Below are 22,189 nucleotides of genomic sequence, written 5' to 3'. Positions count from 1 at the left end.
GTTCGTTACCACCCGTCCCCGAAGGCCTCGGCCAGCGCGCGCCATTCCGCTCGCGGCAGCCCCGCTCCGCCCTCCTCGGACGTGAGCACCTGGAGCGCGACGTGATCGGCGCCGGCGTCGAGGTACTGCCGGGTCCGGGCCTTCACCTGCTCGGCGTCGCCCAGGGCGAAGAGGGAGCCGAGGAGACGAATGCTGCCGCCGCCTTCGAAGTCGCTCTCCGTGAATCCCAGGCGCAGCAGGTTGTGGGTGTAGTTGGGCAGGCCGAGATACCTCGCCAGCATGTTCCGCGCGGTGGTGCGGGCCCGGTCGAGGTCGGTGTCGAGCACGACGGACAGTTCCGGGGCGAGCAGCGCCTCGGGGCCGAGCGCCTCGCGGGCTTCCGCCGTGTGCTCGGTGGTGACCAGATAGGGGTGGGCGCCGAGCGCCCGGCCGCTTGCGAGGTTCAGCATCTTCGGACCGAGTGCCGCCAGGACACGATGCCCGGAGTCCACGGGCGGGGTGACGGAATCCAGTGCGTCGAGGTAGGCGACCATCGCGCTGTACGGCTTCGCGTACTGCGGCACCATCGGTCCGTGGCTGACCCCCAGGCCGAGGACGAACCGGCTGCGGGCCTCCGCGTCGAGCGCTGCGATTTGGGCTGCGACCTCAGCCGCGGTGTGGTTCCAGATGCTCAGAATGCCCGTGGCCACCGTGATCGAGCGGGTGGCGGTGACGACGGCGGCCGCGTCGTCGGGCGAGGGGCTGCCTCCGATCCAGAGCGTCCCGTATCCCAGGTCCTCGATTTCGGCGACGGCCTCCGCGATCGCCGCCCTCCCCGCGATGTCCGCCCGGGACCGGTGCAGGGCGCCGCTCCAGATGCCGATCTGCCCGAACGTCTTACGTGTCTCAGAAGTCATACGGTGATCAACAGTGCCGCGCGCTCACTATTCCCCGCACGTCACTCCGGCGGTGTGGGCGGCGCGCTTGTGTGAGGGGGTGGTCACGTGCTCGGGCAGAGGGCGTCCGGGTGGGCTTTGCGGGCGAGCAGCTGAATCTCCTGGAACTGCCGACGGTCGGTGGGCTGAGGCTCGCGAACCATCCGGCCCACCTCGGTCAATCCGCGTGTGCGCAGCATCATGGAGAGGTGATCGGGCCACCATCGATAGGCGGGCGCGACAGCGTGATCGAAGACCTGCGTCGGGTGGGACGGTCCGTCAGTCGCCGAGAAGCCGATCAGGAGATGGCCACCCGGTGCCAGCACACGGTGGAACTCGGCCAGAATGGGCGGGAGTTCCTGCGGCGGAGTGTGGATGACGGACCAGCGCGACAGTACGCCGCCCAGTGCGCCGTCGGTGATGTCCAGCGCGGACATCGAGCCCACTTCGAACCGCAGCTCGGGATGGGCCGCCTGAGCCAGCTCGATCATCGAGGAAGAGGCGTCAACGCCAAAAGCTGTCAGATTCAACTTGCTCAGGTGGGCGGTGATATGGCCGGGCCCGCACCCGAGGTCCGCGACCTGACCGTCCCCGTTCGCCCGTACGAGATCGGCGAAGGCTTCCAGGATCGCGCGGTCCAGGGGGCTGTCGCGCAGCGTGTCGCTGAACAGCTGCGCGTAGGTGAGGGCGGCGGCGTCGTAAGCCTTGCGGGTGGCGGTGAAGGCATCGTGTTCGACCATGCCCGCGACAGTAGTTCCTGCCCCGGAGGCGATGCGGGGCGATGGCGCGAAGCTCCTCGGTCTGCTGGTCCGGCCTGCGGCGGAGACGCGCGCTTTTTCCCGGATTCCCTCGGGAGAAACGCTTGACTTCGAGTGCATGACCGAGAGCGGCAGGGGCATGCGATGTTCTGGAGGTTGATATTCATGGTTCCCCTGCTTCTCGTTCTCCTGCTCGCTCTCGTTCTCTTCGGTGCCGGATTCGCGCTGAAGGCCTTGTGGATCGTGGCGGTGATTGTGCTGGCCGTCTGGCTGCTGGGCTTCGTCATGCGCTCAGCCGGAGTGGGCGGCCGTCGTGGCCGTTGGTACCGCTGGTAGGCACCGGAGACCGATGAGCAGTGCGGGGTGGCCCCGACAGACAGTCGGGGCCACCCCGCTTTTCGCTGCCCGGCGGCGATCGTGTCCGGCCCGGCCCGCACAGGGATGGGACAGGAGATATCCGGGGCGGTACGGGGAACTCCGGACAGGTTCTTCGCGGTGTCTCGCCCGAACGGCGGACGAGTACGGCGAGGAGCGAATGGGGCAGGGGGACCGCCCCGAGCGGTCGCCGCCCGCCCTCGGCGGCAGCGTGCCCGCGGTGCGGGACCTGGGATCAGGCCTTTCCGCGCCTCCGCGTCGGACGGGGGCAGGTCCGCGAGGAGCGGGCCGGCTGGACTGGGGACGAGCGGACACCGCACGGGCGGCGCGCCGTGCGTGGAGGAGTCGGGCAGAATGACGAAATATTCCTTTCGCCCATGTTTGGAATCGTTCGATTCAAGCGAATCGAGCTGACGCGACACCGCTCCGCCCCTCCGGCGCGACCGGGTACGCACTCACAGCGACATGATGGAGGGCAGCCTGATGACCGACGCTTCACGTGAGCCGACCACCTCCGATTCCGGAATCCCGGTGGAGAGCGACGAACACTCGCTCACCGTCGGACCGAGCGGTCCGATCCTTCTGCAGGACGCCTATCTGATCGAACAGATGGCGCAGTTCAACCGGGAACGGATCCCTGAACGCCAGCCCCACGCCAAGGGCAGCGGAGCCTTCGGGCACTTCGAGGTCACCGGTGACGTCAGCGCCTACACCAAGGCGGCCCTGTTCCAGCCCGGGACCCGGACCGAGCTGGTGACGCGGTTCTCCACGGTCGCAGGCGAGCGCGGCAGCCCGGACACCTGGCGCGACCCCCGGGGCTTCGCGGTGAAGTTCTACACCAGCGAGGGCAACTACGACATGGTGGGCAACAACACCCCCGTGTTCTTCGTCAAGGATCCGATGAAGTTCCAGCACTTCATCCGGTCCCAGAAGCGCCGCGCTGACAACAACCTGCGCGACCACGACATGCAGTGGGACTTCTGGACGCTCTCCCCGGAGTCGGCCCACCAGGTGACGTGGCTGATGGGTGACCGAGGAATCCCCCGCAGCTGGCGCCACATGAACGGCTACACCTCCCACACCTACCTGTGGATCAACGCGCAGGGTGAGCGCCACTGGGTCAAGTACCACTTCAAGACGGACCAGGGCGTCGAGTTCTTCACCCAGGACGAGGGCGACCAGATGGCCTCGGCGGACACGGACTACCACACCAGGGACCTCTTCGAGCACATCCGCGACGGTGAATTCCCGAGCTGGACCCTGCACGTACAGGTCATGCCGTACGAGGACGCCGCGGAGTACCGGTTCAACCCGTTCGATCTGACCAAGGTGTGGCCGCACAGCGACTATCCGCTGATCGAGGTCGGCCGGATGACCCTGGACCGCAACCCCACCGACAACCACGCCGAGATCGAGCAGGCGGCCTTCCAGCCGAACAACCTGGTCCCGGGCATCGGCCCCAGCCCGGACCGCATGCTGCTGGCCAGGCTGTTCGCGTACGCGGACGCCCACCGCTACCGGATCGGAGCCAACTACCAGCAACTGCCCGTCAATGCGCCCGTCGTCCCGGTGAACACGTACTCGAAGGACGGGGCGATGGCGTACCGCAAGACGACCGATCCCGTTTACGCGCCGAACTCCAAGGGAGGGCCCGCGGCCGACACCGCCCGCTACGGCACCCCGCCGAGCTGGTACGCCGACGGAGACATCACCCGGGCCGCCTACGTGTCCCACTCCGAGGACGACGACTGGGGTCAGGCCGGCACCCTGGTGCGTGAGGTCCTCGACGACGCTGCCCGGGGCCGTCTGGTGGACAACGTCGTGGGCCATCTCCTCAACGGGGTGACAGAGCCCGTTCTGCGACGCGCCTTCGAGTACTGGTCCAACGTCGACAAGTCGACCGGCGAGCGGATCGAGCGAGGGGTACGCGCCAAGGCGGGCGAGAAGGACCCCAAAGCGGCGGAACAGGGCAACCCCGCGCGACGGAACATGCAGTCCAAAGCCTGACGGCGGATGCGCGGAACCGCTGCGTGGCCGTCACCCGCCTCGCCGGGTGCCTGTCGCTGCCCGCAAGACGGCTGAGGTGTTCACCAGCAGGTGATCCGGCGGTAGGAGCGAGGGCTTCCGGGGCCGGTGCGGACAGGGGGCGTCCCCGCCGGCCGACGGGAGGCCCTCGCACCCCGCCGGCGTGCGCCCGGAGCGGTGCGCCACCTCCCGTCATCACACCGGTCTCCCGGCGCGGGAACCGTTTCGGCTCATCGGTAGCCTGCGTCCTCATGGTGCGCTCATGGATTCTGCCGACGCTGTTCGTCCTCTGCGGCTCATTGGCCGCGACCGGGCTGTTCCTTGGGGGAGGCTCGGGGGAAGGCGCGGCGGTCCTGGTGGTGTTCGTGCTGATCGCAGGCGTGAATTCGCCTCTGATGTTCCCGAGGCCGGTCGGCGCGCTGGAGGCGCGACGCCGCAGCGAGGCCGACGGGAGGCCGGTCGTCTTCTGGCGGTCGGGATGCACGTTCTGCCTGCGACTGCGCATCCTGCTGGGGCGCGACGCCCGCCGATTGCACTGGGTCGACATCTGGCGGGACCCGGCCGGAGCCGCGGCGGTGAGAGAAGTGTGCGACGGAAATGAGACCGTCCCGACGGTCTTCGTTGCGGGCCGGCCACACATCAACCCTGATGTCGCATGGGTACGCGAACAGATCTCCTCCCGGAAATGACCGGGGGTGCGGGGACAGGTGCGGACGCCCACGGCCCGCCCCGAAAGCGGTCGAGGGACCGGTGGCTCTCCCCGTCCGTCGGCGTCGGAGCATCGGGCGGACCTGGCGGTAAGAGGCCCGCGTGGACACTTGCCTCCGTCCTCGTGTCCTCGGCCGCCGGACAACTACGCCTGAGGGCAGTGCCCCGGGGCATCGCGCAGCTGCAGCAGGTACGCCGCGGTCAGCGCGACGGCACGGTCCTCGTCGTTCGACAGCTCTGCGAGTGCCCGTGATGCCGTGACCCCCGGGACGGAGGCCAGCGCCTGGGTCAGCCGGCCACGCGCGGGTGCGTTCGCGGGGTCCCGGGCGAGGCGGTCGACGATTCCGGCCGCGATCCGGTCAGCCGTCGCGGCGTCGCTCGCCAGCAGACTCAGCGCGTCGGCCGCGTCGGTGTCGTTCTCCCCTTCCACGATCATGTCGATGAGCGTCGGGACCGCACCGGCCGCTCCCCGCGACCCGAGCGCCAGAGCCGCATGTCTGCGGACCACCACATCGGGGTTCGTGAGAGCCTGCCGCAGCAGCGCGGCTGCCGCCTCGCCGGGCATCTCGGCCAGCGACCGGACAGCACGTTCCCGTACCGCGGCCGCCGGTGCGGACAGACCCTCCGCAAGCAGCGTCGAGCCGTCGTCGCCCGATCGTGCCAGTGCCCAGCTGAGAGCTCCGGCAACGTTCGGCTCCGTCTCGCTCAAGGCCGCCTCCACCAGGGCCTCCACGGGCGCCGGAATCCCGTGGACCGAGGAAAGGGCCGCACGTTGGCGTACACCCGCGCTCTTCGAGCCCAAAGCCTGGAGGAGCGCGACGATCTGGAGTACATCGTCCCAGCGGGCGGGGTTCGCGGTATCGATCCGGCTCAGCCGTGTGAGCAGCTCGGTCTCGGCCTCGATACGTTCGCGTGTCTGACGGATGAGGCCGCCGACGAGCTCCGAGGGTACGAAAGCGGGATCGTCGAGCGCGCGCCCGATCTCGCGCAAGGACAGCCCCAGCGACCTCAGGCTCTCGATGTGGAAGATTCGCCGGATGTCGTCCCCGGAGTACTCCCGGTACCCCGAGCCCGTACGGCCGGAAGGCCGGACCAGGCCCAGCGACTCGTAGTGGCGGAGCATGCGGGCACTCACTCCGGACCGTCGCGCCACCTCACCGATCAACACGCCCTATTGTCCCTCCCGGCCAGGCCCGCCGAGAGCCACGACGCGCTTCGCCTCCTCGACCGCGAACTCGAATCCGGCGTCCGGGTCCCGCAGCATTCGCTGTGTGGCCAGCGCGTGCACCCGCACGTGTGCGTCAGAGACCGCCGCCGCCTTCCGCAGCGCGGGCACGGTCACCTCGCCCAAAGCGATCAGCGCACGACTGAGACTGAGCCGCGTCTCCCGCCCGCCGCGACCGAGCTGCGTCGCCAGATTCTCCGCCAGGACGGACTCCTCGCCTTCCGGTACGAGCACGACCGCGGCCCGCCAGGCGCTGCGTGCCACCTCCTGGTCGGCGTCGGACAACAGCGACGGCGTGATCGCCGGCCACGCCCGCCGGTCCCCGGCCTTGGACAGCGTGTGCAGCGCCTGGCTCCGTGCCTGCGCACCCTCCGAGCGGACCTCGTCGAGCAGCCGGGGGAGTGTGAGCGACACCGGATGGCGGGTGAGTGCCCAGGTCAGCATGTCGCGGACGAAGAAGTCCGGCTCGATCGCGCATCGCTCGACGAGTGCGTCGACCCAGCACGGGTCAGGATTCGTGCCGAGCCGCAGAGCCGTCCGCAGCCGCACGGACGCACGGCCGTCCTCCAGCCCCTGGAGCGCTCGGACCGCATCCGTGTCCCCTCTTGTGATCGTCAAATGGACCACCTCCTCGGCATGCAGTGAAGGCCCTGTCACTGTGTCAAGGTCAAGCCGGGCCCGCCGCGCGACCACGGGCCGTCCGCCCTGCCGCACGCCAAGCGCGCCCCCGGGGAGCGGCGCGCCGCTCCCTGGCCTTCCCCCGGATGCACGGCGGGCGGCCGTCACCGCGCCCCCGCTACGCGGCAACCTTCCGGACCGCTGCGGCGACCAGCTGATGTCCCCGTCCCCCGACTGTGAGGTACCGATGTCTCCAGCCCTTCGTTCATCGAACCGGCGCCGCCGCACCGGTGTACTCCTGACGATGGCCCTCGTCACGGTTCTCACGGGCACAGGCGCAACCCCGGCAACGCACGCCGCGCCCGCACCGCCCGCTCCCGGCCTGTCAGCGCCCGCACTGTCCGCACCGGCCAACAGGGCCACCGAGGCGTTGTCCGCAGCCCGGATCGCCGAGCGACTGGACCGCGGCCTGGTGGCGGTGGACACCGAAGGCGGAACGCTCGTCACCTGGCGGATGTTCGGCGACGATCCCGAGAACGTCTCCTTCAGGCTGTACCGGAGCGGCGTACTGATCCAGGAGACACCGAAGACGAACTACCTGGACAGCGAGGGCGGTTCATCGTCGGTGTACGAGATCCGTGCGGTCGTGAACGGCACGGAACAGCCCGGTGGGACGGCGGGCGTGTGGGGTTCGGGCCGCCTCGACATCCCTTTGCAGAAGCCCGCGGGCGGCTCCACCCGCGACGGCGTCGCCTACACCTACTCGGCCAATGACACCTCGGTGGGCGATCTGAACGGCGACGGCCAGTACGAGCTGGTGGTCAAGTGGGTGCCGTCGAACGCAACCGATGTCGCCAACTCCGGTACCTGTACCGGTCCGACGCTCTTCGACGCGTACGAACTGAACGGCCGGAGGCTCTGGCGGGTCGATCTCGGCACCAACGTCCGCAGCGGCAGCCACTACGACTCGTTCCAGGTGTTCGACTACGACCGGGACGGCAAGGCGGAGATGGCGGTCAGGACCTCCGACGGATCGAAGGACGCGGCGGGCACCGTCATCGGTGACGGGGCCGCCTCGCACCTCGAGGACAACTGCGCGGTCATCAGCGGCGCCGAGTATCTGTCCGTCTTCAACGGCGAGAACGGCAGGGTGATGGACTCCGTGCCGTTCGAGCCGGCCCGCGGTTCCGTGGCCGACTGGGGGGACACCTGGGGCAACCGCGAAGGACGTCTGCTCTCCGCCACCGCCTACCTCGACGGCACCCGGCCCAGCATGGTCTTCACCCGCGGCATCTACGAGCGCACCGCACTGGCCGCGTACGACTGGAACGGCACGGATCTGACCCGGCGCTGGAAGTTCGACAGCAACAGCTCGACGAACTACGGGAAGGGGTACGACCAGCAGGGCAACCACAACCTCGCGGTCGCCGACGTCGACGGTGACGGCAGGGACGAGATCATGTACGGGGCGATGGCCGTCGACGACAACGGCTCGGGTCTGTGGACCACGAAGCTGGGCCACGGCGACGCCATGCACGTCGGGGACCTGGACCCGGCCCGCCCCGGCCTGGAGTCCTTCAACGTGCACGAGCACACGGACGCCGCGTACGGCTTCGAGATGCACGACGCGAGGACGGGCGAGGTCCTGTGGGGCCGGAAGACCGGCACGGACGTCGGCCGCGGCATCTGCGCGGACCTCACCCGGCAGTACGCGGGCGCCGAGTGCTGGTCGAGCGGCGGCGGCCTGTACACGGCGGCAGGCGTGAAGATCAGCGACAGCGTTCCGGCGTTCGGCGGCGGCGCCTCGTACAACTCGGCGATCTGGTGGGACGGCGACGCCAATCGCGAACTGCTCGATCACCGCTGGTCGGGGTCGGCGGGAGTCGGCTACGGACAGGTCCTGAAGTACGACGGCGACAGCGAGCTGACCCGCATCTGGTACGACCAGGACGCGAAGTCGAACAACTGGACCAAGGGTAACCTCGCGCTCTCCGCCGATCTGCTCGGCGACTGGCGCGAGGAAATGATCTGGCGGAACGCCGACTCCACGGCCCTGCGGCTCTACAGCACTCCGCACCCGACGGAGTTCCGGCTGCCGACCCTGATGCACGACCCGGTCTATCGCACGGGAGTGGCCTGGCAGAACACCGGGTACAACCAGCCGCCGCAGGTCAGCTACTACCTCGGGACGAAGTAGACCGGGCAACGGATAACAGGCAGCAGGCAACGGGCGATGCGGCGGTCCGACGGCCATGGCGAGGCCCGGGCACCGCGCCGCTCCGTCCGTCTACGCGGGACCGGCCGCCTCGTCGTCCGGGAGGACGCCCAGCCGGCCGGCCACAGTGGTGAGAGCCGTGCCCAGCGGGAGCGCGATGCGGGTGACCGCGTGCCGGTCGCCCCGGGTCAGGTCCCGGTTGACGATCAGCACCGTCTTTCCGGCCTGAGCCGCCTGGCGGACGAACCGGAGTCCGGACATCACCGTCAGTGAGGAACCCAGCACCAGCAGCGAGGCCGCCTCATGGACCAGTTCGCGGCAGTGCTCGACCCTGGCCGGGGGCACGGCCTCGCCGAAGAACACCACGTCCGGCTTGAGGACGCCGCCGCAGACATCGCAGGGCACCACACGGAAGTCCCCGACCTGCTCGTCGGTGAGGTCGGCGTCGCCGTCCGGATTGATCGCGGCGGCCACCGGATCGAAGCCCGCGTTCGCCTCCTCCAGCCGCCGGGCGAGGTCGCGGCGCGAACTCGGCGTGTTGCAGGAAAGACAGACGACCCGGTCCAGGCTGCCGTGGAGTTCCACGACATCCTTGCTGCCCGCGACCTGGTGCAGACCGTCGACGTTCTGGGTGATCACACCGGAGAGCAGACCGTGCCGCTCGAACGCGGCCACGGCCCGGTGCCCGGCATTGGGGCGGGCGCGGCCGAAGGTACGCCAGCCGAGATGGCTGCGCGCCCAGTACCTGCGACGGGCCTGGGCACTGCCGGTGAAGTCCTGGTAGGTCATCGGAGTGTGCCGGCTCAGGCTCCCGCCCTCGCCCCGGTAGTCGGGGATGCCCGACTCCGTGGAGATACCGGCCCCGCTGAGCACCAGCACACCGCCGGTGCTCAGAGCATCGGCCACCGGCGCCAGGTCCGTGGTGGCAGGGGGCATCTCTTCGGTGGGGGACCAGCTCAGAGTGGGGCGCATGCGCATGCCTCCAGGGTACGGAACGCGGCGGCCGTCGCCCGGCCGCGCCCCCGTCGCCTGCCCAGGGCCCGACGCCGGAGCCGGTTCGCCCGTACTTTTCCGGGCGTGGCGCGAGCGCTGCCGTCCGCCGGCCCCTGTCCGTCCGCCGGTTCCGATCCCTATCGGATGAAACGTCTCCGGATACCCGTGTGGCGCCCGAGACGATTGCCCACGCTGCTGCTGTGCACAGGATGATCAGGACTCAGCGCCGGAGCGCGGACGGCGGCGCCCGCGTGGGGAAGCAGCGACAGCCACGGAGCGCACCGGCCCATGTGCCTCGCCCGGCGCGGGGGACACCGTCACGCGTTCCGTCGTACGCCCGCGCCCGGTACTGGTTCGACAACACGCTGGCGAGGGGCGTGACCGTTCTCATCGGATGGCTCGCCGTCGCCTGCCTGGCCGTGGTGGTTCCGGTGAGCGCACTGCTGGTGTGGACGGACGACCGGGCCCCGGACACCGCATGGGCCAAGACGGCGGCGGTCTGGCAGAGCGTCGGGCAGACACTCAGGCTGGGAGGAGAGGTCGGTTCACCGCTGCGGGTCGTGCTCTCGCTCCTGCTGGCGCTGATGGCGCTCTTCTACGTCTCCACCATCGTGGGTCTCGTCACCACGGCGATCACCGAAGAACTCGTCGCCCTGCGGCGCGGCCACTCGACGGTGCTGGAGAGCGGTCACACCGTCGTGCTCGGCTGGTCGGACCAGATCTTCACCGTGGTGGCCGAACTCGTCGCAGCCGACGCCAACCAGCGCAGAAGCGCCATCGCGGTCCTGGCCGACCGGGACGTGACCGAGATGGAGGAGGAACTGCGCGGCAAGGTGGGGGGAACCGGCCGGACAAGGATCGTCTGCCGCAACGGACGTCCCACCGATCCGGCCGCGCTCGCGCGCGTCAGCCCGGCCACGGCAGACGTCGTCCTCGTCCTGCCGCGCGACCACCCTGACGAGGACGCGGAGATCGTCAAGAACCTGCTGGCCCTGCGGGCCGCGGTCGACGACCACAGCCGGGTACGGACCGTGGCGGTGGTACGCGACACGCAGTACCGCCTCGCCGCCGAACTCGCGGCCGGTCCGGACGCGGTCGTGCTGGAGATCGACGACATCACCGCCCGGCTTGTGGCCCAGTGCGCAAGGCAGCCAGGGCTGTCACTCGTCTACCAGGAACTGCTCGACTTCGCCGGTGACGAGTTCTACGTCGTCGACGCGCCGGCCCTGACCGGCCGTGTCTTCGCCGAGGTACTGAGGGCATGCCCCACGTCCAGCGTGGTCGGGATCGTACGCACGGACGGGACTCTCCGACTGAACCCGCCGCCCGCTTCGGTCCTGCGTCCGGGCGACCGGCTTGTCGTGATCGCCCAGGACGACGACACGACGTCCGTCACGGAGCATCCCGCCGCATTCGACGAGTCGGTGATGGTGGACCGGGAACCGGCGGCAGTGCGCCCCGAACGCGTGCTTCTGCTGGGCTGGAACCGCCGCGCCCGGCACATCCTCCGTCATCTCTCCGGTCATGCCACGGCCGGTTCCGTCGTCCACGTCGTGGCCCGTGGCGGCGAGGGCCTGGCAGCAGAGGTACGGGAGGCCGCCGCTTCGGCCGCAGCCACGCTGACCGTCACCTTCGCTCCCGGCGACCCAACCCTTCCGGGGACGGTGAACGGCCTGGACCTCTTCGACCACGACGGTGTCATCGTGCTCGGCCCCGATCACGGGCCGGGCCTTGCCGCCCCCGACGACCGGACGCTGGTCACGCTGCTGCTCCTGCGAGACCGTGAGCGCACGTCAGGGGTCCCGGTCCGGGTGGTCACCGAAATGACCGACGACCGCAACAGAGCTCTCGCCCCCGCCGGTGTCGGCGCCGACTTCATCGTGAGCGGAAAACTGGTCGGCCTTCTGATGGCGCAGATCTCCCAGAACCGGCACCTCGCCGGTCTCTTCGGGGAACTGCTGGATCCGCGGGGCGCCGCGATCCACCTCAAACCCGCCGGCGACTACATCCGGGCAGGACAGCCGGCATCCTTCGCCACGGTCGTCGAGGCCGCCTCGCGCCGCGGCGAGTGCGCCATCGGGTACCGCTGCCGTGTCCTGTCCGAGGTGGGGGACGGCCATGAGGTGCGTATCAACCCCGCCAAGGCCGAGGTGCGCAACTGGAGCGCGGAAGACGAGGTGATCGTGCTGACCGGACGGTGATGTGACCAACCGTCATCTGCTGGGAGCCGGAGGTCCGCTTCTCCGCCGGAGCCCGTCCGCGGCGTCTCCGCCACCACCGCGGCGGGCACGCCGACGGTGCTGCCGTCACCGGACCCGTTCATGAGCGGGCCAGGCCCGTGAGCGGTCCGGGAGACGGCAGCACCAGTCCTCAGCCCAGTACCGTGGGACGCCGTGAGAGAGCCGTCGCGTGCCGGGTGTCGTCGAGCGGGCGGAGGCGGTAGGTGTACGCGTATTCCCGGTCGGCGAACAGCTTGTACGCGTCGTGTGTCTGAGCGCCCCAGCTGTTGTCGCCTCCGACGCCCATCTGCCGGTGGTTGACGCGCAGGATCACCTCGTCGTGGGGCGTGAGCTGGTAGTCGTGACGGGCGCCCACGGACAGGTCCTCAGGAGTGAAGTGCGAGGCGTTGAACTCCAGGAGTCCGTCGCCGCTGACGAGCAGGCCGCGACCGTGCCGGTCGGTGAGCGCCGCCCACCGCACATCGGTCTTGTTGCCGTTCTCCTGCGGGCGCAGGTACGGGGTCCACTGACCGGAAACGGTTCCGGACCAACGCCCGACGTCCGTACCGTCATTGCGGTCCCAGTGATTCTCCTCGGGGCCGCGACCGTAGTAGTGGAGCTGTTCCAGGGCCGCGGGCAGGCGCAGGATCGTGCCGACCTCGGGGATGTACGGGAGAGACGGTGCGCCCGGGGTGAGCGTGTTGTCGACCTTGATCTCACCGTTGCCGAACACGGTGAAGGTCGTGGCGTATGCCGAGACGGTGGTGGTGGGGAGGGTGCCCCTGACCGCGATCTCGACCGCTCGTTCGTCGAGCCCGCGCACCGTCACTCCGGTCACGGTGCGCCGTGCGCCCACGTCCCGCCAGGTCTGGTTGCGGGTGTGCTGGCCGTTTCCGTGGTCGTTGTCGGTCGGGGCACGCCAGAAATTGGGGACCGGGCCGGAATCCAGGAGTCTCGTTCCGGCGGCCTCGTAGGAGGTGATGATCCCGGTCGACCGGTCGATGACGACCTCGAAGTCGCGGCCGGTGACGATGATGCCGGTACCGGCGGTCCGGTACGACAGCTTCGGTACCCGGGCGGACGGAACGGGCACGATCGCGGGGCTTTCCACGTCGAGCGGCAACTGCACCCGCGCCACCTCGAAGCCCGCGTCGGCCCACGGTGTGCGTTCCCTCGTCGTGAAGGACAGCTGGAGGAAGTACTCCGCCCCGGGAGCGGGACTGCCTGTCAGTTCCACGGGCAGCGTGACGGATTTGGCGGTCATCGGTGCCACATCGAGCTGTTCGCGGCTGAACGTGCCGCGCCGCACCGTCTCGCCGTCGACCGAGAGTTCCCATCTACCGTTGTATGAACGCAGGTTGGTGAAGAGATTGTCATTCGTGAGAGTGATCCGGCCGGGCGCCGCCCCGTCCGCGCGGGTCGCGCCGATCGTCTGGTGGATCCGCTTGACCTGGGCCGACTTGCCGGTCCGGCGCCGGTCGGGCAGGACGATTCCGTCGCCGGAGAACGCACCGTCGTTGGGATTGTCGCCCCAGTCGCCGCCGTAGGCGTGGAAGGTCTTCGCCCCTGCCTTCACCTGCTCGTACCGGGCCGTCCGCGCGTCGAACCAGAAGCGCACGCCGTCGTCGCCGGGACCGCGGCCCTCGTCGGCGAGTTCGGCGGCACTCAGGGCGCGCGCGTACACCCGGGCCCGGCGGACCGTCCCGCTGAACTCCCGTGTCGGGTTCTCCACCTCACCGGCGAGAGAGAGCGGCGCGGTGTTGCTGCTGGGCCCCTGGACGGCGGTGCTCCTCGTGGCCTTGGCGTCGCCGTCCACGTACAGGGTCAGCGTGCCCGCGTCCGCGTCGAAGACACCCGCGACGTGATGCTCCTCGCCCGTCCAGCCGTCGTCCGGGGTCGTCCAGGAGGCCGCGATCCACTGCCCGTTCGCGTAGATGTAGAACTCCAGGCCTCCGTCGGCCTGCTTGAGCGCGTACTGGGTGTCTCCCTTCGCCAGGATCGGCTGGTGGAAGCCCCGGACGTGTGGCGTCATCCAGGCTTCCAGGGTGAGCGAGCCGGTCAGATCGAGCCGGTCGTCCCGCGCGAAGACGGTCGCGCCGCTCACCCCGGGTCCGCGGCCGAAGGAGCCCGACGGATTGATGACCTCGCCCCTCAGCCCGGCGGGTCCGGTCTCGGTGAGCAGCTTGCGCGTCGGCGTTGGCCAGGTGAGCGCCTGGTCGACGAAGTCCCAGATCCAGCCGCCCTGGAGGACGTCGTAGCGGCGGACGATGTCCCAGTACTCCTTGAAGTTGCCGGTGGAATTCCCCATCGAGTGGGCGTACTCGATCATCACGTAGGGCCGGGTGTCGGAGGTGTCCTTCGCCCGGGCCTCCACCCGGCCCGGCGACTCGTACATCCTGGAACGGATGTCGCTCGTGGCGGGGCCGTCGTCGCCCTCGTACTGGATGACACGCGTCGGATCGTAGGAGCGGATCCAGTCGTGCATGGCGCGGAAGGACGAGCCGGAACCGGCCTCGTTGCCCAGCGACCAGATGACGACACAGGCATGGTTCTTGTCGCGGTGGACCATGTTCTTCGCACGGTCCACGCACGCCTGCGTCCAGTCGGCCCGGTCGGTCGGGTAGCGGTCGCGGATGCCGTGCGTCTCCAGATTGGCCTCGTCGACGAGGTAGAGACCGTACTCGTCGGCGAGTTCGAGCCAGAGCGGGTTGTTGGGATAGTGGGAGGTGCGGACCGAGTTGATGTTCAGCCGTTTGATGAGCGTGACGTCGTCGACCAGGTCGGCGCGGCTGAGCGCCGACCCGCGCTCCGGGTGCATCTCGTGGCGGTTGGTGCCGTGGAAGGTCACCGGCTGCCCGTTGATGCGCATCAGCCCGTCCTTGAGCGCGAACTCACGCAGGCCGACCCGGTGCGAGAGCGTCTCCACGACTGTGCCGGACGGGTCGCGGAGCTGGAGGACGGCGGTGTACAGATACGGGTCCTCGGCGGACCACAGACGCGGCGAGGGGACGGCTCGGGCACCGGTGACGGTCACCTCACCGCCGGTGGGAGTCGCGCGCTGGGCGAGCGGGCGCCCCCACACCGCGTGACCGTCGGCGTCGTACAACTGTGTCTCGACCGTGTAGGCAGCTGTGCCGCCGTTGTCCGTGAGGTCCCGTACGTGCGCGGTCACGGAAAGCTCGGCTGTCGTGTATCCGTCCCCCAGCGAGGTGTCGAGCTTGAAGTCGCGTACATGGACGCCGGGTGCCGAGTACAGGTACACCGACCGGAAGATGCCGCTCAGCCGGATCATGTCCTGGTCCTGGAGCCAGTCGCCGTCGGAGTAGCGGTAGACCTCGACGGCGATGTGGTTGGTGCCGTCCCTCAGGTACGGGGTGATGTCGTACTCGGCGGGGGTGTACGAGTCCTCGTGGTACCCGGCCAGGCGGCCGTTGATCCAAACGTAGTGGGCGGACTTGACGCCCTCGAAGTGCAGGAACGTGCGCCGGTGCGCCCACCCCTTCGGCACGGTGAAGGTGCGCCGGTACTGGCCGACGGGGTTGTACCGGGTGGGTGCGGCGGGCGGCTGGGCGTCCTCGCCGAGGCCGTTGGGGCCCCACCACGGGTAGGTGATGTTGACGTAGACCGGGTAGTCGTGTCCGTGCAGCTGCCAGGCCGAGGGGACCGGAGTGTCCTCCCAGCCGGAGTCGTCGAGGTCGGTGCGGTAGAAGTCGTCCTGTTTGTCCGAGGGCCGGTCCACGTACGCGAACTTCCATGTGCCGTCGAGGCTTTGACGCCACGGGGACGTGGTGCGGTCGGCGGCGAGAGCCTGCCGGAGGTCCGCGTACGGCATGAGGGTGGTGTGCGGGGGTTCGGTGCCGAGCCGGAAGACGTCGATGTGCCCGTTCCACTCGTCGCCGTCGGCCGGAACGTCACCGGCGGCGGCGAATGCGCGGGCACCCGGCAGGACGCCGGGCAGTGCGAGCCCGCCGAGCACGGCGGCACCCGCTTCGAGGAGACGGCGGCGGCTCACGTAACCGCGGTGGGCGTGGGGGGTCGGGTTCGAGTGTGGCATGGCGGGGGCCTTCCTCGGGTTCCGAGACGTGCAACTGGTGTGGTGGATAACACCTGTTGAGACGCACCCACCCTAGAAAGGGAACACAACCACCACAATGACAACGTCAGGTTTTGTTGTTTTCTGACGGCTGGGTGCCCTGGGCCGGACCGGACCGCCTGGTACCGTCCCGACCGCTCCGGCCACGGTGGCAGCAACGGTTCGCTCGTCGCCCGCAACGCGTCGTCGATGATCCACGGTCGAGTTCCACGCCATGCGAATGGCCGAATCGGTCCATGGTGATGCCCGGCCGGGGCGTTTCGACGTGCTGGGGCCGTGCCCCGGAACCCTGGTTCCCTCGCCCGCCGCCCGGGCATGGAGAGCGGCCGGCCCGGCGCGTCTCTACCGGGAAGGGCTCATTACGGCGTCGCCTCCCGGTGGGCGGACCCTCCGGACGTGCCCGGGTGTCCGGCAGTGCGTGTGGTGAGGTCCTCGTCCGTGATGTGGCGCACCACGCGACAAGGTGCGCCGAGCGCAACGGTCATCGGGGGAATACTGCGACTGACGACGCTGCCTGCGCCGATGACCGACCTGTATCCGATGCGGACGCCGGGCAGGACGACCGTGTTGCTGCCGATCCACACCTTGTCCTCGATCACGATCGGCTCGGAGAACCTTCCGAAGTCGGTCCGGCGCGCGGGATGCACCGGATGTCCCGTCGTGGTCAGCGTCACGCCGGGTGCGATCATGACGTCGTTGCCTATGCGGATGTCCACGTCATCGACGAACGTCAGATTCACGTTGCCGAAGAAGTCGTCCCCGATGTGGACGTTGCTGCCGAACCCGGCGTGGAACGGCGCCAGCAGCACCGGACGTTCACCGAGTGAGCCGAAGATCGCGACGAGGAGCGAATGGCGCCTCTCCGCTGCGCCCGGAGGTGTTCGGTTGTACTCGAAGATCTCTTCCGAGCGCCGCCGGGAGTCCTGGAAGGCGGCTTCCGACTCGGTGTAGACGAGCCCCTCGGCGATCCGGGTGAGCACTTCCTCGTTGCGCGCATCCGTCACAGCGGGACACTCCCTCGTCCGATTCCGCGGGCGCCGGATTGGCGTGCCCCTGGTCGACTGCGCCCAGAGCCTATGCGCGGTGCGCCGCCGCCGGCGGGGAATTGCCGGGTCCGGTGGTGCGGCAGCACCTTCCACGGCGTGGGCAAGGAAACCCGCTCGCGCGGCCGTGCGGGGTTCGGGGCAAAGGCCGCGGGCCGGCCCGGTGCGGCACTTCGCTCACGATGTGGCGGCGGTCCGGAAGACGCGGGGCAGGAGGGGGCCGGGGTGCGGGTGCGGCATGCCGGCGCCATGTCAGCGGCGGGCGGACCTGCGCTGGAGGGCCTCGCGCCTCGCGCGCAGTTTTCTCTGCCGCCGTTGACTCTCCTTGCGGCGCTCGGCGCGTTCGCGAGCGGCCGGGCTGCGGAGTCTGGTGGAGTCGGGCAGGCGTATCAGCGCCCATGCCAAACCGATGATCAGGGCGAATACGAGGATCCCGAAGGCGGTGGCTGCTGCGGGCGGCAGATCGGCGACCTGCTCGACCCGGTACCGGACATTCATGCCGGCTCCCCTCCCCGTGCGGTGTCGTGTACCTCGTGTCGGCGTGTGCGGCGCACACGGTAGCAGCGGCTGTCCGGCGGTGGGGCGGCCCTGGACGCCGGCCACTGATCGCGGGCGACGGCAGGAGATCGCACGGCCCCTCTTGAATGTTCTGTGCCGCACCCCGTAAGTTACCGATGGGTAGATGGTCTGTGGCGGGCCGCATCGTGGCCGGGACGGTGGGGGAGCGCCGGATTCCGTAGAGCGGAGACAGCCGCGAACGGACGATCCTCGGCGCCGCCGTGCTGCTGCGTGAGAACGGAGCGAGCGCGGCGGGCACCGGCCGAGTCCGTACCCCGGCCTTAGTCCGCAGCCCTCTCGCCCGGTCAGCTCATTCTGAAGGAGTCGCCATGGTCTCGCTCGACCGTCAGGACAACGTCTTCGTCCTCGACCTCGGAGACGGGGAGAACCGCTTCCACCCCGACTGGCTCACCGCCGTCGGTGCCGCGCTCGACGAGGTGGAGAAGGCGGAGGGCCCCCGTGCCCTGGTCACTGTCGCCACCGGCAAGTTCTACTCCAACGGGCTCGACCTGGACTGGCTGTTCGCACACGCCGATCAGCACCTGGACTATGTGGTCTCCGTCCACGAGCTGTTGGCGCGGGTGCTGGCCCTGCCGGTCATCACGGTGGCCGCCTTGCAGGGGCACACCTTCGCCGCCGGCGCGATGTTCTCCCTCGCCCATGATTTCCGTGTCATGCGTGCCGACCGCGGTTACTGGTGCCTGCCCGAGGCGGACATCAACATCCCCTTCACTCCCGGCATGGCCGCTCTCATCCAGGCCCGGCTGTCCCCGCAGACCGCGCACCAGGCCATGGTCACCGCCCACCGCTACGGCGGGACCGACGCCGCAGCCGCCGGCATCGTCGACAGGGCGGTGTCCGAGGACGCCGTGCGCTCCACCGCGATCGAGATCGCTCGGGCACAGCTGAACAAGGCGGGCGACACCCTCGGCACGATCAAGGCCCGGATGTACGCCCCGGCCCTGGCCGCCCTGCGCGACACCACCGACCCGCTTGGCTGACCGGTACCTTCCCGGCCTCATCACGCCGCGCCCCGGGACGTATTCGCCCCGGGGCACGGGGGCGGGCGCGGGCGCGGGACAGGGGTGGGGCCTCAGGACGCTCGCTGTCCGGGACGCCGGTCGGCGAGCCACTGGGTGTGACAGCGCAGCCCGCCCCCCCACCGCCCCACACCGCCCGAGGCCGGTGACCTCCGCGTGCCCGGTGACGACGGTGAGCGATTCAGCCACCGCCTCCATGCTCGCCGCGACGCTCCAGCAACTGTTCGACGCGGTCGAACCTCTGGTGCATGATCCGCAACTCCGTGCTGACGGCATCCTCGCCCTTGCGGCTGTAGCGGCGTACGGCAGTGCCGACCTCATGGACCTCCTTCTGCGCACGGCTGACGAACCAGGTGGCGATGGCCGCGGTGATGATGCCGAAGGCGGTGATCCCCGCCAGCATCGTCACGGAGGCGATGACCCGCCCCCAGGCGGTCACCGGGTACAGATCGCCGTACCCGACCGTCGTCGCTGTCTCGATGGACCACCAGATGGCCTTCGGATACGAGGTGATGTTGGCACCCGGCGCGCCCCTCTCGGCCGGCACGACCAGCGCCGAACCGGCCAGCAGAACAGCGGCCGTCACCGACGTGACGCCCAGCGCGGCGCGGAAGTGCAAGGCGCGCCATCGCGGGTCGCTCAGGAGACGGGCGAGCAGTTGGAAGAACGATTGCTGCACGGGCGGATCCCCTGGGCCGGGATACGGGAAGGATTCCGACGACGCTACCCGCGCGATCGCGCGGTGGCGGCCCGACACACGCCGGGAAGCGGTGGGACCACTCGCGTCCGGAGACCATCGGAGTGCCGGGGACGCTCGCCCGGAGGCGGGCGAGCCGACGTCACCGGAAAGGGCCTGGGCGCCCGCTGGTAAACTGGGGCACACGATTCGAAACCGTTGGGGCCCGTACCGAGGGGTACGGGCCCCAACGCGTTCCGGGCGCCAGACCGGAGAAAGGTTCCCCCCCCCATGAACGCGAAGCCGCCGGCTCCGAAGGGCGAACTCGCAACGTCGCGGACCGCTGCCCATGGCCTGCCGCCCGTCGAGTCCTTCGAGGCACTCGCGCTGCCCGCAGAGCTGACGGCGACGATGACCGGCCTCGGCGTGACGGATCCCTTTCCGATCCAGGCGGCGACCCTGCCCAACGCGCTGGCCGGCCATGATGTCCTCGGCCGCGCGCGGACCGGATCCGGCAAGACGCTTGCCTTCGGCCTCGCGCTGCTGGCACGGACGGCAGGTATGCGGGCGGAGTCGAAGCGGCCGCTCGCACTGGTCCTGGTGCCGACGCGGGAGCTCGCGCAGCAGGTGAGTGACGCGCTGGAGCCGTATGCCCAGGCGCTGAACCTGCGGCTGGCGACGGTGGTCGGAGGGCTGGCGATCAATCGGCAGGCGGCGCTGTTGCGGGCCGGTGCCGAAGTGGTCGTCGCGACGCCGGGGCGTCTCGCCGACCTGGTGTCGCGCCGGTTCTGTGAACTACAGCAGGTACGGATCACGGTGCTGGACGAGGCGGACCAGATGTGCGACCTGGGCTTCCTGCCACAGGTCTCGGAGATCCTGGACCAGGTACGCCCCGACGGACAGCGACTGCTGTTCTCGGCCACACTCGACCGCAATGTCGAGCAGTTGGTGGAGAAGCACCTGCACGAGCCGGCAGTCGCCTCGCTCGACCGTGTGGCGGGCTCCGTCACCACGATGGAACACCACGTGCTCAACATCCACCCCGCCGACAAGTACGCGACGGCGACCGAAATCGCCGCGCGGGACGGCCGGGTCCTGATGTTCCTGGACACCAAGGCCGGCGTGGACCAGTTCACCCGGCACCTGCGGGCCAGTGGTGTACGCGCCGGCGCCCTGCACAGCGGGAAGTCGCAGCCGCAGCGCACCCACACGCTCGGGCAGTTCAAGGACGGCGAGATCACCGTACTGGTGGCCACCAATGTCGCGGCGCGAGGCATTCACATCGAGGCCCTCGACCTCGTTGTGAACGTCGACCCGCCGGCCGATGCGAAGGACTACCTGCACCGTGGCGGGCGGACGGCTCGCGCCGGCGAATCCGGGAACGTGGTCACGCTGGTCACCCCGAACCAGCGGCGAGACGTCAACCGGATCATGACCGAGGCCCGAATCCGGCCGACGGTCACCCAGGTGCGCTCCGGCGAGGAGAAGCTGACCGCCATCACCGGGGCGAAGCGTCCGCCCATCGAGAGCAAGGGCAGCGGCAACGCCCCGTTCCGGGGCATGGGCACTCGGCCGGGCCGCCCCAAGGAGTCCCGCAAGGCGGCCGACGCCCGGAAGGCAGCGGAAGCACGTGCGGCGGCCCGGGTGCGCAGGGGCCGCTGACCCGGGCGGATTCGCGCCGGGGTGCTGGGGCGAGGGGCGGCCGGACGTTGTGGGCGCCACGCCTGGAGGGGCGCCGGGCAGAACCCGGTCACGCCTTGCCGCGCGCACGGCGGCGCTCGCCCCGGGCATCCACGACCACCTTTCACGGGCCGGCCGGCCGCCTCGGTGTGTGCCTGAACGCAGGCCCGGGTGTAGCGCTGTCCTTCTTCCTGCCCCGCGTTCCTGCCCCGCGCGGATGTGATGTCCCAGGAGGCGCAGATGTCCGGCCCCGGCTGCCGGTGGACGCTGCGCCGCCGAGCCACTGACGGCGTTACTGGAGGGGCACGGCGCCCGGGACGTGGGGCGCGTGACCGGCGCATGGGAGCGCGGCGCGATCTTTCCGCGCCGGAGAGTCTGCGGGCGCACGCCGGTGGCTATCCGGATTTGCGCGGGTCGTATTCAGCGAAACTCGCACAATCGGGGCATGGGGGTGGCCGAATATTTATGGTCAGGGTGGTCTGGCATATGTCTCGGACGCCCGGCCGCCCGGTTGCTCCTTTGGGTACTTGTAAGCAATGGGCTGGATTCGCATCTTTGACCGTTGAAGGTCCTCTATTGTGATGGGGGTCGGCGGGTGAAGCCGGGGGATCCCTGGCGGACCGTCGAACACGGTATCGATATCTCTAGGTGAAACGTATTTCCGTCGTGCGTGGCCGAGAGTGCGCCGTGAGGGGTGGGCGGTTCGGTGGTCCGGATGCGGAGAATTGATCTCTGTGTGCATGCTGCTGATGAACGTGTCGTGGAATGTGTGAGAAAAGATCAGGGGGCGGTTGTGAGCAATCCTTTTGACGACGAGTCGGGGCGGTTCGTGGTTCTGGTGAATGGCGAGGGCCAGTACTCGCTGTGGCCGGCGCGCATCGATGTCCCGGGCGGCTGGAACGTCGGTGGGCCGGAAGGGTCGCGCCAGGAGTGCCTGGACGCGATCGAGGCCGCCTGGACCGACATGCGGCCCGCCGGCCTGGTACGGGCGATGGAGGCGGGCACCGGATAGGGCTTCCGGCTGCCGAGTGTGTCGCTGGTCTCCTCCG

General features: G+C 69.6%; 17 protein-coding genes. 8 read left to right on the top strand and 9 right to left on the bottom strand.

What is annotated here, in order from left to right:
- Window positions 1-5: 5 nt before the first annotated feature.
- Both ACZ4LX_RS06055 and ACZ4LX_RS06050 read right to left on the bottom strand, forming a co-directional pair.
- On the bottom strand, window positions 6-896 hold the full coding sequence (locus ACZ4LX_RS06055; RefSeq protein ID WP_467639159.1) for a TIGR03620 family F420-dependent LLM class oxidoreductase: 891 nt from the start codon (window positions 894-896) through the stop codon (window positions 6-8).
- An 83-nt stretch (window positions 897-979) separates the two neighbouring features.
- Entirely contained in the window at window positions 980-1,654 is a 675-nt protein-coding gene (locus ACZ4LX_RS06050) for a class I SAM-dependent methyltransferase (protein ID WP_467639162.1), read from the bottom strand.
- Window positions 1,655-1,837: 183 nt separating this feature from the next.
- Here ACZ4LX_RS06050 and ACZ4LX_RS06045 point away from each other — a divergent pair, with 183 nt between their 5' ends.
- The 3 genes from ACZ4LX_RS06045 to ACZ4LX_RS06035 all read left to right on the top strand — a co-directional run bounded on the left by ACZ4LX_RS06045 (window position 1,838) and on the right by ACZ4LX_RS06035 (window position 4,761).
- Window positions 1,838-2,008, top strand: a complete 171-nt coding sequence (locus ACZ4LX_RS06045) for a hydrophobic protein (protein WP_326734156.1) — start codon at window positions 1,838-1,840, stop codon at window positions 2,006-2,008.
- Between the two features lie 522 nt (window positions 2,009-2,530).
- Window positions 2,531-4,054 (top strand): catalase, encoded by a 1,524-nt coding sequence (locus ACZ4LX_RS06040; RefSeq protein WP_467639165.1) that lies wholly within the window; start codon window positions 2,531-2,533, stop codon window positions 4,052-4,054.
- Window positions 4,055-4,323: 269 nt separating this feature from the next.
- On the top strand, window positions 4,324-4,761 hold the full coding sequence (locus ACZ4LX_RS06035) for a glutaredoxin domain-containing protein (RefSeq protein ID WP_467639168.1): 438 nt from the start codon (window positions 4,324-4,326) through the stop codon (window positions 4,759-4,761).
- A 164-nt stretch (window positions 4,762-4,925) separates the two neighbouring features.
- Here ACZ4LX_RS06035 and ACZ4LX_RS06030 read toward each other — a convergent pair whose 3' ends face one another.
- Both ACZ4LX_RS06030 and ACZ4LX_RS06025 read right to left on the bottom strand, forming a co-directional pair.
- The gene (locus tag ACZ4LX_RS06030) at window positions 4,926-5,948 is read right to left on the bottom strand and encodes a HEAT repeat domain-containing protein (RefSeq protein WP_467639171.1); all 1,023 of its coding nucleotides are present in this window, start codon (window positions 5,946-5,948) and stop codon (window positions 4,926-4,928) included.
- Window positions 5,949-5,951: 3 nt separating this feature from the next.
- Entirely contained in the window at window positions 5,952-6,623 is a 672-nt protein-coding gene (locus ACZ4LX_RS06025) for a HEAT repeat domain-containing protein (protein ID WP_467639174.1), read from the bottom strand.
- 304 nt (window positions 6,624-6,927) lie between these two features.
- Here ACZ4LX_RS06025 and ACZ4LX_RS06020 point away from each other — a divergent pair, with 304 nt between their 5' ends.
- Window positions 6,928-8,820: a rhamnogalacturonan lyase gene (locus ACZ4LX_RS06020; RefSeq protein WP_467639177.1), complete on the top strand. Its 1,893-nt coding sequence runs from the start codon at window positions 6,928-6,930 to the stop codon at window positions 8,818-8,820.
- A gap of 90 nt (window positions 8,821-8,910) precedes the next feature.
- Here the strand turns inward: ACZ4LX_RS06020 and ACZ4LX_RS06015 are convergent, their stop codons facing one another.
- A complete protein-coding gene (locus ACZ4LX_RS06015; protein WP_467639180.1) occupies window positions 8,911-9,816 on the bottom strand; it encodes an NAD-dependent protein deacetylase in 906 nt (301 codons plus the stop codon).
- A gap of 392 nt (window positions 9,817-10,208) precedes the next feature.
- Between ACZ4LX_RS06015 and ACZ4LX_RS06010 the strand changes: the two genes are divergently transcribed.
- Entirely contained in the window at window positions 10,209-12,032 is a 1,824-nt protein-coding gene (locus ACZ4LX_RS06010) for a CASTOR/POLLUX-related putative ion channel (protein WP_467639182.1), read from the top strand.
- Window positions 12,033-12,201: 169 nt separating this feature from the next.
- Here ACZ4LX_RS06010 and ACZ4LX_RS06005 read toward each other — a convergent pair whose 3' ends face one another.
- The 3 genes from ACZ4LX_RS06005 to ACZ4LX_RS05995 form a co-directional block, all read right to left on the bottom strand.
- Window positions 12,202-16,104 (bottom strand): glycoside hydrolase family 2 TIM barrel-domain containing protein, encoded by a 3,903-nt coding sequence (locus tag ACZ4LX_RS06005; RefSeq protein WP_467639185.1) that lies wholly within the window; start codon window positions 16,102-16,104, stop codon window positions 12,202-12,204.
- Between the two features lie 398 nt (window positions 16,105-16,502).
- Complete coding sequence (locus ACZ4LX_RS06000) at window positions 16,503-17,147, bottom strand: sugar O-acetyltransferase (RefSeq protein ID WP_467639188.1); 645 nt, start codon at window positions 17,145-17,147, stop codon at window positions 16,503-16,505.
- Window positions 17,148-17,438: 291 nt separating this feature from the next.
- Window positions 17,439-17,684 carry a hypothetical protein gene (locus ACZ4LX_RS05995; RefSeq protein ID WP_467639191.1) on the bottom strand — a complete coding sequence of 82 codons (246 nt, stop codon included), beginning with the start codon at window positions 17,682-17,684 and terminating at the stop codon, window positions 17,439-17,441.
- Between the two features lie 389 nt (window positions 17,685-18,073).
- Between ACZ4LX_RS05995 and ACZ4LX_RS05990 the strand changes: the two genes are divergently transcribed.
- Window positions 18,074-18,745 (top strand): enoyl-CoA hydratase-related protein, encoded by a 672-nt coding sequence (locus ACZ4LX_RS05990; protein WP_467639194.1) that lies wholly within the window; start codon window positions 18,074-18,076, stop codon window positions 18,743-18,745.
- A 220-nt stretch (window positions 18,746-18,965) separates the two neighbouring features.
- Here ACZ4LX_RS05990 and ACZ4LX_RS05985 read toward each other — a convergent pair whose 3' ends face one another.
- A complete protein-coding gene (locus ACZ4LX_RS05985; protein WP_467639197.1) occupies window positions 18,966-19,463 on the bottom strand; it encodes a potassium channel family protein in 498 nt (165 codons plus the stop codon).
- A gap of 288 nt (window positions 19,464-19,751) precedes the next feature.
- Between ACZ4LX_RS05985 and ACZ4LX_RS05980 the strand changes: the two genes are divergently transcribed.
- Both ACZ4LX_RS05980 and ACZ4LX_RS05975 read left to right on the top strand, forming a co-directional pair.
- On the top strand, window positions 19,752-21,122 hold the full coding sequence (locus ACZ4LX_RS05980) for a DEAD/DEAH box helicase (protein WP_467639200.1): 1,371 nt from the start codon (window positions 19,752-19,754) through the stop codon (window positions 21,120-21,122).
- An 811-nt stretch (window positions 21,123-21,933) separates the two neighbouring features.
- A complete protein-coding gene (locus ACZ4LX_RS05975; RefSeq protein WP_467639203.1) occupies window positions 21,934-22,152 on the top strand; it encodes an MbtH family protein in 219 nt (72 codons plus the stop codon).
- The last annotated feature ends 37 nt before the right edge of the window (window positions 22,153-22,189 follow it).

The organism is Streptomyces sp. NPDC026062, from assembly GCF_055568375.1.
The sequence above is the reverse complement of the archived record's forward strand: the minus strand, read 5'-3'. Positions and strand labels throughout refer to the sequence as shown.

Bases quoted from the DNA above. Each gene is read 5' to 3' on its own strand.
- ACZ4LX_RS06020 (WP_467639177.1), top strand. From the start codon at position 6,928: ATGGCCCTCGTCACGGTTCTCACGGGCACAGGCGCAACCCCGGCAACG.
- ACZ4LX_RS06055 (WP_467639159.1), bottom strand. From the start codon at position 896: ATGACTTCTGAGACACGTAAGACGTTCGGGCAGATCGGCATCTGGAGC.
- ACZ4LX_RS06015 (WP_467639180.1), bottom strand. From the start codon at position 9,816: ATGCGCATGCGCCCCACTCTGAGCTGGTCCCCCACCGAAGAGATGCCC.
- ACZ4LX_RS06040 (WP_467639165.1), top strand. From the start codon at position 2,531: ATGACCGACGCTTCACGTGAGCCGACCACCTCCGATTCCGGAATCCCG.
- ACZ4LX_RS06050 (WP_467639162.1), bottom strand. From the start codon at position 1,654: ATGGTCGAACACGATGCCTTCACCGCCACCCGCAAGGCTTACGACGCC.
- ACZ4LX_RS06035 (WP_467639168.1), top strand. From the start codon at position 4,324: ATGGTGCGCTCATGGATTCTGCCGACGCTGTTCGTCCTCTGCGGCTCA.
- ACZ4LX_RS06045 (WP_326734156.1), top strand. From the start codon at position 1,838: ATGGTTCCCCTGCTTCTCGTTCTCCTGCTCGCTCTCGTTCTCTTCGGT.
- ACZ4LX_RS06005 (WP_467639185.1), bottom strand. From the start codon at position 16,104: ATGCCACACTCGAACCCGACCCCCCACGCCCACCGCGGTTACGTGAGC.
- ACZ4LX_RS05995 (WP_467639191.1), bottom strand. From the start codon at position 17,684: ATGAATGTCCGGTACCGGGTCGAGCAGGTCGCCGATCTGCCGCCCGCA.
- ACZ4LX_RS05980 (WP_467639200.1), top strand. From the start codon at position 19,752: ATGAACGCGAAGCCGCCGGCTCCGAAGGGCGAACTCGCAACGTCGCGG.
- ACZ4LX_RS05990 (WP_467639194.1), top strand. From the start codon at position 18,074: ATGGTCTCGCTCGACCGTCAGGACAACGTCTTCGTCCTCGACCTCGGA.